General features: G+C 55.5%; 16 protein-coding genes. 1 reads left to right on the top strand and 15 read right to left on the bottom strand.

Features of this window, described 5'->3' with window-relative positions; all coding sequences use genetic code 11:
* The first annotated feature begins 87 nt into the window (after positions 1-87).
* Entirely contained in the window at positions 88-273 is a 186-nt protein-coding gene (locus tag EDM57_RS17080) for a hypothetical protein (protein WP_122905898.1), read from the top strand.
* A 39-nt stretch (positions 274-312) separates the two neighbouring features.
* On the opposite strand, the gene EDM57_RS17075 is transcribed toward EDM57_RS17080, so the two are convergent.
* The 15 genes from EDM57_RS17075 to hemC form a co-directional block, all read right to left on the bottom strand.
* The gene (locus EDM57_RS17075) at positions 313-1,308 is read right to left on the bottom strand and encodes a protein kinase family protein (RefSeq protein ID WP_122905897.1); all 996 of its coding nucleotides are present in this window, start codon (positions 1,306-1,308) and stop codon (positions 313-315) included.
* Positions 1,295-2,293, bottom strand: coding sequence for a phosphotransferase (locus EDM57_RS17070; protein WP_122905896.1), 999 nt, complete (start codon positions 2,291-2,293; stop codon positions 1,295-1,297). The genes EDM57_RS17075 and EDM57_RS17070 overlap by 14 nt, the downstream gene beginning before the upstream one ends.
* 14 nt (positions 2,294-2,307) lie before the next feature.
* The gene (locus tag EDM57_RS17065) at positions 2,308-3,792 is read right to left on the bottom strand and encodes a LysM peptidoglycan-binding domain-containing protein (protein WP_122905895.1); all 1,485 of its coding nucleotides are present in this window, start codon (positions 3,790-3,792) and stop codon (positions 2,308-2,310) included.
* 173 nt (positions 3,793-3,965) lie between these two features.
* Positions 3,966-5,375 (bottom strand): protoporphyrinogen oxidase, encoded by a 1,410-nt coding sequence (gene hemY, locus EDM57_RS17060; protein WP_122905894.1) that lies wholly within the window; start codon positions 5,373-5,375, stop codon positions 3,966-3,968.
* A 12-nt stretch (positions 5,376-5,387) separates the two neighbouring features.
* Complete coding sequence (gene hemH, locus EDM57_RS17055; RefSeq protein ID WP_122905893.1) at positions 5,388-6,320, bottom strand: ferrochelatase; 933 nt, start codon at positions 6,318-6,320, stop codon at positions 5,388-5,390.
* 16 nt (positions 6,321-6,336) lie between these two features.
* Positions 6,337-7,374 (bottom strand): uroporphyrinogen decarboxylase, encoded by a 1,038-nt coding sequence (hemE, locus tag EDM57_RS17050; RefSeq protein ID WP_122905892.1) that lies wholly within the window; start codon positions 7,372-7,374, stop codon positions 6,337-6,339.
* Between the two features lie 140 nt (positions 7,375-7,514).
* Positions 7,515-8,363, bottom strand: coding sequence for a DUF4097 family beta strand repeat-containing protein (locus EDM57_RS17045; RefSeq protein WP_122905891.1), 849 nt, complete (start codon positions 8,361-8,363; stop codon positions 7,515-7,517).
* Position 8,364: 1 nt separating this feature from the next.
* Positions 8,365-8,916 carry an HAAS signaling domain-containing protein gene (locus tag EDM57_RS17040; protein WP_122905890.1) on the bottom strand — a complete coding sequence of 184 codons (552 nt, stop codon included), beginning with the start codon at positions 8,914-8,916 and terminating at the stop codon, positions 8,365-8,367.
* Positions 8,903-9,232 (bottom strand): PadR family transcriptional regulator, encoded by a 330-nt coding sequence (locus EDM57_RS17035; protein ID WP_122905889.1) that lies wholly within the window; start codon positions 9,230-9,232, stop codon positions 8,903-8,905. Before EDM57_RS17035 ends, EDM57_RS17040 begins: the two co-directional genes overlap by 14 nt.
* 113 nt (positions 9,233-9,345) lie before the next feature.
* Entirely contained in the window at positions 9,346-11,220 is a 1,875-nt protein-coding gene (locus EDM57_RS17030; protein ID WP_122905888.1) for a bifunctional metallophosphatase/5'-nucleotidase, read from the bottom strand.
* Between the two features lie 64 nt (positions 11,221-11,284).
* Positions 11,285-12,097 carry an alpha/beta fold hydrolase gene (locus EDM57_RS17025; protein ID WP_122905887.1) on the bottom strand — a complete coding sequence of 271 codons (813 nt, stop codon included), beginning with the start codon at positions 12,095-12,097 and terminating at the stop codon, positions 11,285-11,287.
* Between the two features lie 421 nt (positions 12,098-12,518).
* Positions 12,519-13,811, bottom strand: a complete 1,293-nt coding sequence (hemL, locus tag EDM57_RS17020) for a glutamate-1-semialdehyde 2,1-aminomutase (protein WP_122905886.1) — start codon at positions 13,809-13,811, stop codon at positions 12,519-12,521.
* Between the two features lie 7 nt (positions 13,812-13,818).
* Positions 13,819-14,793 (bottom strand): porphobilinogen synthase, encoded by a 975-nt coding sequence (gene hemB, locus EDM57_RS17015; RefSeq protein ID WP_122905885.1) that lies wholly within the window; start codon positions 14,791-14,793, stop codon positions 13,819-13,821.
* A gap of 1 nt (position 14,794) precedes the next feature.
* On the bottom strand, positions 14,795-15,589 hold the full coding sequence (locus tag EDM57_RS17010) for a uroporphyrinogen-III synthase (RefSeq protein ID WP_122905884.1): 795 nt from the start codon (positions 15,587-15,589) through the stop codon (positions 14,795-14,797).
* Positions 15,586-16,515: a hydroxymethylbilane synthase gene (gene hemC, locus EDM57_RS17005; protein ID WP_122905883.1), complete on the bottom strand. Its 930-nt coding sequence runs from the start codon at positions 16,513-16,515 to the stop codon at positions 15,586-15,588. Before hemC ends, EDM57_RS17010 begins: the two co-directional genes overlap by 4 nt.
* Positions 16,516-16,518 lie beyond the last annotated feature (3 nt).

Here is a 16,518-nt window from a genome sequence, read left to right as displayed (position 1 = left end):
CGCCGCCCGCGAAAACCGGCATGTGCCCGCGGGAAATATAGGCACTGTCCCAATAGGCCTCGCATATGCTGAAATGAGGTGATAACGATGATGAATTTTCGCTGGAAATACAATCCTACCTACCTGCGCATCAAGTTCGGGTGCAAACAGATGCTGATTCCCTTGATGATTTTTCAGTTCATTCGCACCGTCCTGCTTCCCACCTCGTTCGACGTGATTTTGCTCGGCCTGCTCGCCGTGCTGTACGTCGCCATCGTCCTGGAGTGGCTGTAACTGCGAAAAGCAACGCCCCACCTCGTGAGACGTTGCTCGTTAAAAGGCTTGCTGGACCCAGCGATGCAGCCGCATCAGGCGGTCCATATCTTTTTCCAGGCGCTTTACCGCGTACAGCTCGCTCCAATCCCGGCGGTTGTGGTAATAGATGTCGATGTCTCTCATGATTCGTTCCGGATATGAGAGAAACGACGCCAACAGCTCGATTTCTTCCGGCCGCAACGGGAAGATGGCGGCATAGCGATGGTAAAGTTGGGAGGCACCTGCTTCATCTCCCGCCAGTTGAAAAAACGTCCGATAAAACAACGTGAGATCGCGTACAGGCGTATCGAAGCTGGCCCGGTCAAAATTGAGCAGCTTGCCTCTGCCAAAGCGATCCGGCACGATATGGGCCGGATGCGGATAGCCGTGAATGAGCGACAAGCGAAAATGCGCATGCGTCTCGTGCCGCTCCTTCCAGTCCGTCAACAGTTCGGTCGCTGTCTGGCTCATTTCCGCAATAAACTCTTTGTTGGCCAAAAACACCAGGTCAAACGGGGACTGGTACTTCCGCCCTCCCGCTACCTCTGCCGCTTTTTCCATCTGGTTTTGCCAATACTGCCAGCGGTTCAGCAGCGAATCAATCAGTGGCTCCACCTGTCGCGGGTCGTCATAGCGGTAATTTTGCGTGAGGTGGTGAAGCTCCGCGAGCCGCTCAATCGCCGGGGTAGCCCAGGCCAACGGCTGCTCTGTCCACTCCTCGTTCCCAGGCTGCCAGGGTGTCACATAGTACAGGGAGTCTCCCCGCACCACAAACGGATCGTCGAATTTTGTGTACGTGAACGGAACCGCCCCGTCCCAGCCTCGCTGCTGCAACTGGCGCAGCATGTCGCTTACGAAAATCAGCCGCTTGGCAGGCATCTGGCACCGTTTGCAGACGTAGGAGCCATAGGGAGTGGCCGCCTTGTACACATTTGGCTCTTTCAAAATCTCGATGCTCTGCGCGTACATGTCGTACTCATGAAACAACGGATAGATGTCGTCATAGCGGCTCATGTACTCCCTCCCTCCTCGATTGCTCTGCTCGGTAGGCGATGTGTTGCAAGAGCTCGTCTACGGACTGCTGGATGCGCAGCGCCTGCTCAATCGCTTTGACAGAAGGCTCTTCCTTGCCGGCAACCCGCTTCGTATAGGCTTCGATGCTTTTGTACACCTCGCGGGGACGAGCCATGAAGGCGAGCAGCAAGGTATAATCACCGTAATGGAGTGGCTTGATCTCTTCATATCCGTCCAAAAAAGCGTCAATCTGGGCGAGGTCTTTGTGCGTCAAGTAATGCTCCCGCAAAAAGCCCGCCACATCCCGCTGCTGCACGGACAAGGCCGGGCGGAAAAAGCCCCGCAAGTAAAGCTCGCCCTGCACCATTCCCCAATTGTCCCGTTGCAAATCCCGGTGCGACACACTGACTGCATCCGGCGTTACACTCTCATGCGACAGCATGGCCAAGGAACGCTCCATCCGCTGCAGCATCGGCTGCATCAGCTCGGCTACCCACCTTTTTTCACCCGATTCGCGTCCGTACTTGCTGCGGAACGCTTCTGCAAAAGCTTTGGCCCGCGTCCATTTGGCATCGGCGCTGATCTGCTCCTGCTTCAAGTAATCTGCGCCGGAAAGAAGCGGACTTTCCTGCTGGGACAGATGCATCATTCCGATGACTCTGCCGCAGCTTCGGGCAAGTTCGGCGCGAGGCTCACAGGCTTCGATGTGCCTGACGTGATCGGTCATCGTTACACCGCGCTTGCCCACAACCAGAAACGGCTTGGTGTCTCGCGTCCGTATAAATCGTTCCACTGCGCGAAACCCCTGACGCGCCAATCGCTCGCGCCAGGCAAACGACCAGCGCATCACATCCACACGCGGCCAGACGTGGAGTTCCTTGGGGCCCCGGTTCGTCTCCAGTAAATAGCAGTCATCGAGCGGCGTGATGCGGATCACGCGCGCTCGATAATGCTGGCACACTTCGGAGAGATCAATCTTATCCACGGTCCCCCACTCCTTTATTGTGGGATGTACAAAATTTGTCCCGCGACAACATGCTCGGAAGTCAGCCTGTTCACTTCCACGATTCGGGAAACGGGCAGTTGGTATCTCTGGGAAATTTGTTCCAGCGTCTCGTCGCGCTGGATGATGCACAGCTTGAGCTGACTGGTAGTCTCTTCCTTGCGCCGTACAAAAGAAGTGAGATTTTGCATCGCTTCCATCGTCGCCGAATTGGTGCTGACTGCTGCACTTTGCCGGGACGAACTGGATGAGGATTCCGCCTCCATCTCCTGCGCCTCCTGTCTGGCGCGAGACGCCTGCGAGAAAATCGACGTGAGATTGACGTTGTCGGACTCTTCCCGGGAAGCCTTGCCGGAAATCGCTACCTTGAGCTCTGTTTCTTCCACCACTTCCGGCTGCGCGACAACCGGCTCTGCCACTTCTTCCTCGGCGTCCGCATGCACTTCCCGCACATGCTCTGCTGCGTGTGCGGACTCTGCTGCTTCTGTGTCGCCCCGTGCGTAGTCTACATGCTCCTGATGATCCCGATCGTGAACGACCAGAATCGGCTCCTCTTTTTCAGTCTGCCCCCTGACAGGCTCCGGCGTCTGCACATCGCGTATGGCAGGCACGTCGTACGCCGGGGAATCATACTGCGCTTCTGACTGCCGCTCTGTTCCGTAGGAGGCAGGATCAGCTCTCCAAGCGTCCTGCGCTTCGTTTCCGGCCACCTCTTGCACTTCGCTGTACGGCTCCTGCACTTCGCCGAACTGCTGCTGGTACTCTTCTTGCTGGTTGTAGGCAATCGCAGGAGTGTCAAACACGGAAGGCGATTCAGCCGAGTCATACGACGCCGGCAAAGCTTGCCGATCCAGTTCCGCTTCCAAAGCGCTCAGCTTTTCCTCGATCTCTTCAAGGGAAGATGGCACAACGTGTGCTTGCGGCGTCTCCTCCGCCACATGGGCGTACTCCCATGTCTGTGCTTCCTCCACAGGCTCCTGATCGGCGAAAGCCGGCTGCGCCTGATTTTCGTCAACCTGATTTTCGCCAAGACGGATCCCCATGATTTTCAGATCGGCGTCAATCAGCATTTGATGCGGCGACTCCAGCTTGTAGTCAAAGCTGTCCACGATCGCATAAATGTCACCGATTTCCGCGATTCGATCCAACGGAATGGTAATATTCAACGGTATGCGATGGCTGATCTGTTCCTCCCAGCCATATTGCCCCTCCCCCGACACTTCCTTGCGAAATGGCGGAAAAGTGACTGCCTCAACCAGAGTTTCCGTCCCGCCGCTGTTCGCTTCTGCGGCCTCTCTGATCGGCTCGTATTTTCCTACCAACTGCAGGCATCCGGTGATGGAGACGTAGGAGTCGTTTTCCAGAACCTCTACATCGGGTACCAATTCCAGCTCTTGCAACTCGCCGATCCCGGCTCTATCGGATGAGAGGAAAATGGTCTCCTTGATGGCAAACGAAAGCAGCCCATCCTGTAACGCCATTCGTGCTCCTCCTTTTTCGAAACCTGGCTTCGCCAAGCTTGTTTTGGTCGATGCCTTGTTGCGCCAAGGCCGATACAGATGCAGGCAGCCTGTAATCGACCAAGTGCAGGACATTTCCCTATACTATATGGACAGGACGAGCCGTTTAGCACCGAAAAAAGGAAAAACCGGGGTTATCTCCCCGGTTGCACAGATGCAATCAATTCCGAAACCGCTTTTTTTCCTTGCGCAATACAATCAGGCACGCCCACTCCGTCATAGGAGGCGCCTGCCACCAATACACCCGGCAGGTTCGTTTGCAGCTTCTGCCTTACGTCTTTTACCCACGCCTGATGGCCGACTACGTACGGAATCGCATTTTGCAGGCGCGTCACACTGTAAAACTCAGGCGGCTGGCGAATCGTCATGATTTTGCGCAGATCGCGCAGCACGACCTCCAAAATCTCTTCATCCGTCATCTGCATGAACGATTGTTCTGTCGCTCTTCCGACAAAGCTGCGCAAAAGCGCCTTGTTTTTCGGGGCCATGTGCGGCCATTTGCGATGCGCCCACGTACAGGCCGTAATCGTCGCACCCGAGTTTCGCGGCACGATGAAGCCTGTCCCTTCCATCCCCAGCTCAATGCCGCTCTCGGGAAATGCCATCGCAATCGTCGCCACCATGTGCGGCTTGGCAGCAGGCAGAGCAGGCACACTGGCATACGGTCTGAGCAAAGGCTCCGTCACGGCGTGCGGCACCGTGAACAAGACAGCGTCCGTCTCGATCACCTGGCCGTTTTTCAAAACAAGGGTGTACTTGCCGTTCGCCTGCTTTTCCAGCTTGGCTACCCCGCTGTTTTTTTGCAGCACTTCACTGGGCAAGCTTTTTTCGATGCCTTCCACAAGCGATTGCAAGCCGTTTGCGAGCGTCAGGAAAATGCCTTTTGGCTTGCCCTGCGTCTTCGCCTGCGGACGGGAATGCTTCATCGCCAAAATCAGGCTGCGGTGCTGTTTTTCCATTTGCGCAAACTGCGGGAAGCTCGCGAGCAGGCTGAGGTTGTCGAGATCGCCGGAGTAGACGCCGGACAAAAGCGGCTGAATCAGGTTGTCGATGACCTCGTCGCCAAGCCTGCGCCGGAAAAACTCTCCTACGGAAATGTCTTCGTTCCCTTTGGAAGCGGGCAGGATCAGGTCGAGTGCTGCGCGAATTTTGCCCGGCCAGGAGATCAGGTCTGTCGTGACAAAAGGCATCAGCCGGGTCGGCACGCCCATCACGGCCCCTTCCGGAATCGCCATCAGCCGATCCTTGTGCCAAATGTACGCCTGTCCGGTACTGTTGCGAACCAGTTCATCGGCAAGCCCAAGGTCTGCCGCCAGCTCGCCTGCACTTGTTTTCCGCTCCAAAAAGGAATCGGGCCCCAGCTCAATAACGAAGCCTTCGTGCCGCCATGTCTTGATTTTGCCGCCAAGACGGTCTTGTTCCTCGATCAGCTGGAAGCGGATCGGCAGCCGCTTGGCCTCGATCTCTTTTTGCAAGTAAAAAGCAGCGGTCAATCCGGTGATGCCGCCGCCAACAATCGTGACATGACATGATTTCTCACTCATGTGATCCATCTCCTAGTTCGCCAGCTTTTTCTCGATGGCATCAGCCAGACAGGAGATAAACGCAGGTCTGGCGTTCGGCATCGGAGGACGATGGTACTGTACACCCAGTTCTTCCGTGACTGCCTTGCATTCCATATCGTTATCGTACAAAACTTCCAGATGCTCCGCGACAAATCCGACCGGACAATAGACAAAGGAGCGATAGCCGTGCGTCGAATACAGCTCTCTCGTCAAATCCTGGACGTCCGGGCCAAGCCACGGCTCCGGTGTATTCCCGGCGCTCTGCCAGCCGATTGCGTACCGTTCAATCCCTGCCTGCTCGGCGATCAGTCTGGCGGTGTCCTCCAGTTGCTGCGGATACGGGTCCCCGGATTTCAGGATTTTTTCCGGCAGGCTGTGCGCGGAGAAAATGACCACGGCTTGTTCGCGTTCTTCAGCTGGCATCGCAGCAAACGTGTCCTCGATTGCTTTTGCCCAGTACGCAATGAAGCCCGGCTCCTTGTACCAACTGTCGATACAGGTGATTTTCGGACCGCCGATTGCTTCGGAATGCTCACAAGCTCTGCCGTTGTATTCCTTGACGCTGTAGCTGGAGTAATGCGGAGCGAGCACCAGGCTGATCGCCTCGGTAATCCCGTCGCGCTTCATTTGTTCAACGGCGTCCTCCACAAACGGCGCGATGTGCTTGAGCCCCAGGTAGCCGACAAACTCCCGGTCCGGATAGCGCTCATTCATCTCCCGCTCCAGCGCGCGCACCTGCTCGTCTGTGATGTCGGCAAACCGATTCAGGCCGTCGACTGCCTCATAACGCGCCCTCAGATCGTCCAGCAGTTCCTGCGGCGGCTTGCGGCCACGCCGAATGTGCGTGTAGTACGGCTCAATCTCTTCCGGGCTGCGCGGCGTTCCATACGCCATCAACAAAAGCCCTGTTTTTGGCTTTGCCATCTCATACCCCTCCTGGTCACACGTCCCTTTTGTAGCTGTGGATGAACGCGGTCAATTTTTGCAGCGTTTCTACTTTGGCGTCAGGGAAGACACCGTGCCCCAGATTGAAAATGAATCCCGGCTGCTTTGTTCCTTCGTCGAGAATTTCTTTTGCTTTGGCTTCGAGCTTCTCCCACGGAGCGAGCAGCAGTGTCGGGTCGAGATTGCCCTGAAGCGTTTTGGTAACGCCCATGTTTCGTGCGGTTGTAATCGAAGTGCGCCAGTCCAGACCGACAACATCGACAGGCAAGCGGTTCCAATCCAGCAGAAGATGACCCGCCCCGATCCCGAAATAGATCGTCGGTACTCCGGTTTCTTTCAGCGCCTGGAAAATTCGCGTCATCACAGGCGTAATGTACTCGCGGTAATCTTCGTCATTCAACGCGCCTACCCAGGAGTCAAACACCTGAACCGCTTGCGCCCCGGCCTTGATCTGTGCCTTCAGGTAGGTGATGGTCATGTCGCCGAGCTTGTCCATCAATGCCTGCCAGGCAGCCGGTTCGGTGTACATGAACGCCTTTGTCTTGTGGTAATGCTTGGAAGGACCGCCCTCAATCATGTAGCTGGCGAGCGTGAATGGCGCTCCCGCAAAGCCGATCAGCGGGACGGACAGCTGCTCGCGCAACAGCTTGATCGATTCCATAATATACGGCACGTGCGTTTCCGGCTCCAGGTCTTGCAGGCGCTCTACATCCGCGAGCGAGGTAATCGGATTGCCGATCACAGGGCCAACGCCCGACTCGATGTTCACATCGACCCCAATCGGCTTTAACGGCGTCATGATGTCGGCAAACAAAATGGCAGCATCCACGCCCAGCTGTTCGACAGGCAGACGCGTCACTTCCGCACATACTTCCGGTATGTAGTTCATTTCAAAAAAGCTATACTTCGCGCGGATGGCGCGGTATTCAGGCTGATAGCGTCCCGCCTGGCGCATATACCAGACAGGGACACGCTCTGTCGCCTCCCCGCGACATGCTTTCAAAAACGTATCGTTAAATGGTTTGGAAGTCATGAATAAACCTCTCTTTGCACAATAATCTATCCCATCAATATGATACCATTGGGTATTCGACAAGTAATGACTCTTTTGTGTCAAAATCTTTTCGTTTCGCGCCTCTTCCAATCCTATCCATTATTGTTTCCAGACTTTTACTATTGAATGCGAATATCTCCGGTAGAACTTTTCACAGCCAGTTTTGGACCGCCTGTCCCGACAGATGCCTTGATGTTTTGCTCTTCTCTTTTGGCAAAGGAGAGGTTGGCCCACTGGACCTCGATGTCTCCCACGTCGGATGCCAGCTCCAACTGCGCTGCTTCCGGCAGCTTTTCCACCTCAATCCGCACATCACCCGTATCCGTGCGCACGGTTACATCTTGCGTCAACTCAGGCAAGACGAGTTTGTCGATTTCACCTGTAGAGCTGTAGACGTTCAAGGTGGCGCGAATTCCAGCCAGCTTCAGATCGCCCGTATCCGTCCGCACGTCCAGGCGCTCTCCCGCATACCCGGTCAAATCGACATCACCTGCGCCGGACGATACTTTCCCCGTTTTCGCCGTGAGCACTCCGCTTTTGATGTCTCCCGTAGCCGTTTCCAGCCGAATGCTCTCGTACTCTTTTTCCGGCAGCATGATTTCCAGTCTCAAATCCTCGCTGCCTGGGTAAAACAGACTGACGAACAGCTTTTCCTGCAACTGGACGCGCAAGGTTCCGTCTTCTGTGACTTCGCTCGTCAATTGCAGCCGTTCCTTGTGTTGCTCCGAGATTTCCCCTGTCAGGCGCACAGTCGCTTGTGCCGTTTTCGTCGGCGTAATGACGAGATCCGCTGTTGCCGTCTCTATGGAGACCGCCTTGAACGGCTGCTCGATGACGCGCACATCCTCTAATTTTTTTAAGGAAAACACGAAGTGCTCCTGTCTCGCAAACAGCCAGATGAGTCCGCACACGCCCACGACAAACAACAGCAAGCTTAGTCCGAACAGTTTTCTTCCCCAATTCTTCATCTTATTTCCCCCTAATCATCTGCACGTTAAACTGCAGATACTTCAGGAACAGACGGTACAGCCATTTGGTCAACCGCAGCAAGCCTACCGCCAACATTCCCCCCAGTCCGATGGAAACCAGACTTCCGAACAAAAGCAACAGCCGTTCCGGCGACGGCGCGGGAACTCCGTATTCCATCAAAATGCCGAGCGGTGCCACCAAAAGCGACAAGGAAACGGCGTAACAGGCGACCAGCACGCCAATCAGTCCGAAAAACGGCCCCAGCACAAACACGAGATTAAAAAAGCCCAAACTGATTGTGGCAATGATCGCCCTGGACATGTTGCCAACGGACGCATTCGACTGCGCCTGATCGATCCGGTAGCCCGCAAGCAGTTCTCTCGCTACTGCTTTTGGACTGCCCAGGCTTTCGGCAATTTCGTGTTCGCTTTTTCCCTGCTTGATCCCGATCAAAAAATGCTCCGTATAATCAGCGAGAATGTCCAGACGCTCCTTGTCCGGCAATTCGCCAAGCAATGCGCCCAGCTCGTCCATAAACTCACGCCTTGTCATAGCCCAGTCCCTCCTCGATCATTTCGTTGACGCCGCTATTGAATATTCGCCATTCCAGCACGAGATCGTTCATGTACTGTCTCCCTCGCTCCGTCAGGTGATAATATTTTCGCGGCGGACCCTCTTGCGACTCTGCCAAATAGGTTATGAAAAAGCCTTCCTGGGTCAAGCGCCGCAGCAAAGGGTATACCGTTCCTTCGGCGATATGAAACCGCTCCGAGATGCTTGCGACCAGTTCGTATCCGTATCTGTCCCGCTTCGCTGTCAAAACGAGAACACACAGCTCCAGGACACCTTTTTTAAACTGTACGTTCAATGTACATCACCCATGTCAAAGCTTACCAAAGAGGTATTGCATATTGCAAGGTACTTTATGATATAAAAGGACAGGGAGTAACGCGCTCCCTGTCCTTGCTTTCGTGTGCAAGCTTATTTCACTTCGACGATGCGGCCTTCCACTTTCGGATTGACCACTTTGCGTTTCATCAGACTTTCTTCCACGATGCTGTACATGGACAAGCCTGTGTTGAAGAACGGCTTTTTGAGCGATTCATAGCCGTCTCCGCCTGCTGCCAGGAAGTCGATGGTCGCTACTTTGTACGTTTTGGTCAGATCAAGCGGCTTGTCGCCTACCTTCACTTCCAGAACACGCTCGCCTGCAGGCTTGGTCGGGTTGTACGTAAAGCTCATGCCGCTGATTTGCGGGAAGCGTCCTGCGCCTGTTTCCACCTGGCTGACACCGTTCTCCAGTGCCTGCTTCAGTTCCTCGCCTGTCACTTCCACAATCGCCAGCGTATTGTTTTCGAACGGCAGCAGTGTGTACAAGTCTTTCTTCGTAATGTCGCCTGCCGGAAGTTGCGTGCGGATACCGCCGCCGTTTGCCAGCGCTACATCTGCCTCGTATCCTTTGATGGACTTGGTGCGCTCCAGCATGATGTCGGCAATCAGGTTGCCTACGTTTGTTTCCTTTGTCCGGATCAGTGCGCGATCGCCGTCGAGCGGAACCTCGGATTTCGCAATCACGACATTCATTACGGTATCAATTTTTTTCACAATTTCCTGAACCATTTTGTCAATTTCCGGGTCAGCCACGACGGTTTCATCGTATTCTTTCAGACCGCCGCTGAACGCTACCAGCTCTTTGCCCAGGTAGTACAGGTCAGCGCGTCCGAGCGATTTGCCGTACTCCCAGTCTTGTACAATGTAGGTGCCGTTTACGAGTTCAGGCGTTGTCAATGGGGTATGGGAGTGGCCGCCGACGATCAAGTCGATGCCAGGCACGTTTTTCGCGATCTCGCGGTCTACGTCCACCCCGACGTGGGAAACGACAACGACGTGATCCACTTCTTTTTTCAGCTCAGGGACAACGACTTTCGCTACCTCCACCGGATTTTTGAAGGTCAGGCCCTTGACGTTGTCAGGGTGAGTCAGCACTGGCGTGTCTTCCGCGACAAAGCCGACGAACCCGAACTTCTTGCCGCCGATCTCAGCCTTGAAGGTTGGCAGCAACAGCTCTTTGCCATCCGCCTTGAACACGTTCGCGGAGATGACCGGATGCTCCAGCATGTCACGCAGCTTGAGCAGTTGCTCGTAGCCAAAGTCAAACTCGTGGTTGCCCGCAGCCATCACGTTGTAATCGAGGCTGTTGAGGATCGGAACGACAGACTCACCTTTGAACTGGTTCACGAAAATCGTGCCTTGGAACGTATCACCCGCGTCGAGCAAGAGGAAGTTGTCGTTTTCCGCGCGCCATTCTTTCAGCAAGGTCGCAATTTTGGCAAAGCCGTATTCCTTTTGGCTTTTGTCTTCCTGAATGTGTCCGTGTGTATCGTTTGTATGCGCGATTGTAATGTGGGTCGTTGCCGCATCACCGAGAGCCTGGAAAAATTCGCCGCGCGTCACGGTCGCTTTACTGTCGAGCGCGATTTTGTAGCCGAGTTTGTCCGCCAGTTGCGCCAGCTTCGCGGACGTCAGCACCTGGCCCGGATTTTTGAAGTCATCCTGGGTTACTGCACCTTGCCCTTTTGCCCAGTCCAGATAAGGAGTCGCCCAGTGTGCGCCTTTTGCTGCTGTCCCGATTTGTGCACCTTTGAGCTTGGCGAAAACAACCGTTGCCTCCGCAAGCGTAACAGCGCGATCCAGCGCCAGGTCGCCATTTTGTCCGGCAGTGACGATCGCTTTTTTCTCCATCCAGTCAACGTGTTTGACAGGATGCAGTGGAGCTGCGAGTGCGGAGGTTGACATCAGCGATGCAAATACGACAGATGCAAACGCTGTCATCATCACGCGACGTGATTTTTTCATGCTCAAATTCCCCTCTCATCTATGTAATTTGGATAGGATAGCTCTTCCATTATAACAAAGTTTTCTAGGACAATGGTTCTCTTTTCCTGTTCTTTTCGATAAACCCGCCAATTGCTTCTGCCAACTGTTCCGGTGTTTCGAGCATGCCCATATGTCCCGCTTCGGGCAGCAATGCTTCGACGACGTTGTTTTTTTGCACCGTGAACGTTTTGGACACGGGAATGATCTGGTCCTCTGCGCCTGCGACCAACAGCACAGGCAGCGTCGTCTCCCGCAAGACGTGGTTGCGGTCCTTGCGATCGCGCATGGCGTACAGCGTCTGAATCGCTCCAATCGGGCTGGTAGCCAGGCCGATTTCCTTGGCAGCCTGTACTTCTGCTGGCATCGACGCTACATGCTGCGGGGCGAACAGTTTGGGGACGAGCGCCTTGATAAACGGCTCCATGCCGTTTTCGCGAATGCTGTCGGCTCCTTTGTTGCGGTTGGCCTTGGCCGCCTCGTCATCGGGATATGGCGTGGAATGGACCAATCCGAAGCCGAGCAGCTTGTCCGGGTAGTTTTCGGCAAAAGCGAGCGTAATGTAGCCGCCGAGCGAGTGCCCGAACAGGTGGAACTTGTCCAGGCCGACTGCCGCCGCAAAAAGCGCAATGTCTTCGGCGAACCGCTCCATCGAATACGCTTCATCCGGCGCAGAGCTGTGTCCGTGGCCGCGCAAATCGACGGCGATCACGCGGTGCGAGCGCTTCAACAACGGCACGAGCTTGTCCCAGTAGTTCAGGCTGCCGCAAAAGCCGTGCAGCAAGACGATCGGCTCGCCTGTTCCTTCCTCCACATACGCCAGTTTGACGCCGTTTGTCAGTTGTGCTTCTTTTCTCATCTGCATCTGCTCCTTTCTGCTATCTGCGCGTAAACCGCTTCAATCCTTTGGGGGTGAGCTGCTCTTTCTTGTCGCTGGCATCCAGGAAAAACTTGCAGGCTCTTTTTGCAGGAAAACTTCTTCCTGGCCCGCCGGGGCTTTCCATTTAGTAGGATTACCAAACGCGAAAATCCCATGATCGATTCCGTACTGCTTGTACAACTCGTCTCGATTTTTTACAAGATACTTAGACCCGTTGCTTGACGGAGTGGGATGCCTTTGTCGTACGCGTTCTCTGCTCTCCGCCGCATGATCCCTCTATGCTCCCCTCCTATTCTCAGACTCGATCGCAAAATCCTGCTGTGCATCATGTTTCTTAACAGAAAAAACACCTCCCGAAAATCAGTCAGGAGGTGCTTGCTTATGTTTTTTGGCGCTCGCTTTAGGCTTTCAGCGTTTTTTGCATCGCGCGGTAGCTTGCTTCAATCGTGCGCTCAATATCTTCCTCGGTATGCGCCAGCGAGACGAACATCCCTTCGAACTGGGACGGCGGAAGCATGACGCCTTCTTCCAGCATGTAGCTGAAGTAAGCGGAAAAACGCTCCAGATCAGCCGTTTTCGCTGTTTCGTAGTTGATGACAGGCGTATCGGTAAAGAACAGGCAAACCATGGAGCCGACCCGGTTCATCGTGTGCGGGATACCCAGTTTGCGGGCGTTTTCCGCAAGACCTTCCCCGAGACGTGCCGACAATTTTTCCAGATGTTCATATACCCCCGGCTTGCTCAGCTCTTGCAGCGTGGTCAAGCCGGCCGCCATCGCCAGCGGGTTGCCGGAAAGCGTTCCCGCCTGGTAGATCGGCCCTGCCGGAGCAATCTGCTGCATGATCTCCCGTTTGCCGCCGTAGGCTCCTACCGGAAGACCGCCGCCGATGACTTTGCCCATCGTGGTCAGGTCTGGCGTGATGCCGTACAGCTGTTGGGCACCGCCAAGCGCGACGCGGAAGCCCGTCATGACTTCATCGAAAATAAGCAGCGTGCCGTATTTCGCCGTAATCTCGCGCAACCCTTCCAAAAAGCCGGGCAGTGGCGGTACAACACCCATATTGCCGCCAATCGGCTCCACGATGACAGCCGCCAGGTCGTCGCCGAACGTTTCGAAGGCGAGCTTCACACTGTCCAAATCGTTGTAAGGAACCGTGATCGTATTCAAAGCTGTCCCTTCCGGCACTCCCGGGCTATCCGGCAGACCGAGCGTAGCGACACCGGAGCCTGCCTTAATCAGCAAGCTGTCCGCATGGCCGTGGTAGCAGCCTTCGAACTTCATGATTTTGTTGCGCTTCGTATAGCCGCGTGCCAGCCGCAGGGCGCTCATCGTCGCCTCTGTCCCGGAGTTGACCATGCGCACGACTTCTACGGACGGCACCAGCTCGCATACGAGCTTGGCCATTTCGGTTTCACGCTCTGTCGGCGCACCGAAGCTCGTGCCCAGCGCCGCCACTTCCGTAATTGCGGCCAGTACGCGCGGATGCGCATGTCCGAGAATGAGCGGTCCCCAGGAGCCAATGTAGTCAATGTAGCTGTTGCCGTCCACATCAAATATCCGGGAGCCTTCCCCTTTGGCAATGTAGACCGGATTGCCTCCCACGCTCTTGAACGCCCGCACCGGGCTGTTCACTCCGCCTGGTATGTATTTCTGTGCTTCTGCAAACAACTGCGTCGATTTTTCTCTTGTCATCGCTTCCTCACCTCGCCAGCCATTTTGCGACATCTTTGGCATGGTACGTAATAATCAGGTCCGCACCAGCCCGTTTGAAGCCAACCAACGTTTCCATCACGATCCGCTCTTCGTCGATCCAGCCGTTTTGCGCAGCGGCTTTGACCATGGAATACTCGGCACTCACATTGTAGGCGACGATCGGCAGGTTGAAGTTTTCACGCAGACGCAGCACCATGTCCATGAAGGCCAGTCCTGGCTTCACGATCAAGAAGTCTGCCCCTTCCTTCACATCGGAAGCCGCTTCGCGCAAGCCTTCGCGTGCGTTTGCCGGGTCCATCTGATAGCTCTTGCGGTCGCCAAACTGCGGTGTCGATCCAGCCGCATCGCGGAATGGTCCGTAGAAGGAGGACGCGTATTTCACTGCGTAGGACATGATCGGAATTTTCTGGAAGCCCGCTTCGTCCAACGCTTCGCGGATGGCGATCACGAAGCCGTCCATCATGTTGGATGGCGCAATGATGTCCGCCCCGGCTTTTGCCTGGGACACAGCAGTCTTGCCCAACAGCTCCAGCGTCTCGTCATTGACAACTTCGCCCTCGTGAATGACGCCGCAATGTCCGTGATCGGTGTATTCACACAGGCACGTATCGGCAATCACGATCATTTCCGGATGGTCTTTTTTGATCTGCCGGATGGCTTGCTGTGTAATCGCCTCGTCGTTGTACGCTTCCGTTCCGCAAGCGTCCTTGTGCGATGGCACGCCAAACATCAGAACCGACTGAATGCCCAGCTCCGCGATTTCCTTCATTTCTTCCGCCAACATATCCAGGGAGAGCTGATACACGCCTGGCATGGAAGCAATCTCGTTTTTAATCCCGGTCCCTTCCACCACAAACAGAGGATAAATCAGGTCCTCCACGCGAACGTGATTTTCCCGTACCAGATTGCGCATTGCCGCGCTTTTGCGCAGGCGGCGATGACGATCAAATGTAAGTGCCATGTCAATTCCCTCCCAGATTCTCTCGTAAAGCTTCCAGCAGTCCATCCACGGTGTACTCGCTTGCAACCACATCGACGGCTAGTCCGTTTTTTCTGGCTGTCTCGGCCGTGATCGGACCGATGCAGGCAATCCGCACCTGATCCAGCCAGCCTGGCGAGGCAAACGGCGCCAGCGCCTGGATGAAATGAGTCACGGTAGATGAACTGGTAAACAAAATGACATCAATCCGGCCTTCTTGCAGCTGTTGCGCCGCTTCCGGCGCCAATGTCCCGTCGATCACCGTGTGATAGACGTCTACCTCTGTCACGGCAAGCCCCAGCTCCTTCAACTCTGCCGGCAAAGCCTTGCGCGCAATATCGGCTCGCGGCAGCAGTACACGCTGCCCTGGCTGCAACTGGTCATGCAAGCTGGCAAGCAACCCTTCCGCCACATAATCGGAGGGAATGACCGCAACCGCAAGCCCGTGCTTTGTCAGAGCCTGTGCGGTCTTTGGCCCGACTGCGGCGATCTTCCCGGAAAACGACGCGAAGCTGGCTCCCACCTGCTCCATTCGTTCCAGAAAAAACCGCACGCCATTGACACTGGTAAACATCACCCAGTCGTAGCTCGCAAGCTCCCGGATGGCTTCGTCGAGCTTGGTTTTGTCTGCGGGCGGGATCATTTTCAAGAGCGGAAAGGCATACGCCTCTCCGCCCAGCCGCTCGATTTTTTCCACCAGCTCCTGCACCTGGCTTTTCGCCCGCGTCACCATGATGCGCTTGCCCGCAAGCGGCCCGCGCGATCCATCGGTTGTCATTGCTCGTTCTCCCGCAGCACCTGTGCGAGCACCTCGCCAGCTCCTTGCGCCAGAAGCGCTTCCGCTACCTGTACGCCGAGCGCCAGTGGATCGCGGCCAGTCGCCGTGTTTTTGAACATTTGTTTTCCGTCTGGCGAGCCGACCATTCCGGTCAAGGTGATCTGCTTGTCTTCGCCTACCGTTGCGTATGCCCCGATCGGAACCTGGCAGCCGCCTTGCAGCTTGTGCAGGAAGCTGCGCTCGGCTGTCACCGCCAGTCGCGTCGGTTCGTCGTCGAGCTGCTTCAACAAGGCCAGCGTCTCTTCGTCGTCGGCGCGGCATTCGATGGCGAGCGCTCCCTGACCTACTGCGGGCAGGCTGATTTCCACAGGCAAATACTGCGAAATGTTCCCTTTGTAGTTGACGCGCTCAAGACCCGCTGCCGCCAGGATGATCGCATCAAAGTTGCCTTCTTCCAGCTTGCGGATGCGCGTATCAATGTTGCCGCGCAGCGATTCGATCTGAATGTCCGGGCGATAGGCGAGAAGCTGTGCGCTGCGGCGCAGGCTGCTCGTGCCTACCAATGCTCCCTCTTTCAGTTCATCCAGCGTCTTGCCATCCAGGGACAAGAGGACGTCCCGCGGGTCAACCCGCTTCGGAATCGCACCGATCACAAGGCCCTCCGGCAATTCAGCCGGCATGTCCTTCAAGCTGTGCACCGCAAAATCCGTTTCCTTATCGTACAGGGACTGTTCGATTTCTTTGACAAAAAGCCCTTTTCCGCCAACCTTGGACAGCGTCACATCGAGAATGCGGTCGCCCTTCGTCACGATTTCGTGCAGCTCAAATTCAGCTTGCGGCGCGATCTCCTTCAGTTTTTGCACAACCCAATTCGTCTGGGTGAGCGCCAGCTTGCTGCGACGCGTCCCTACTTTCCATTTTCCCATGAC

Origin of the sequence: Brevibacillus gelatini, from assembly GCF_003710935.1 — a bacterium.
GTDB lineage: Bacteria > Bacillota > Bacilli > Brevibacillales > Brevibacillaceae > Brevibacillus > Brevibacillus gelatini.
Note: the sequence above shows the minus strand (reverse complement) of the source record. Positions and strands in the feature narration are given on the sequence as shown.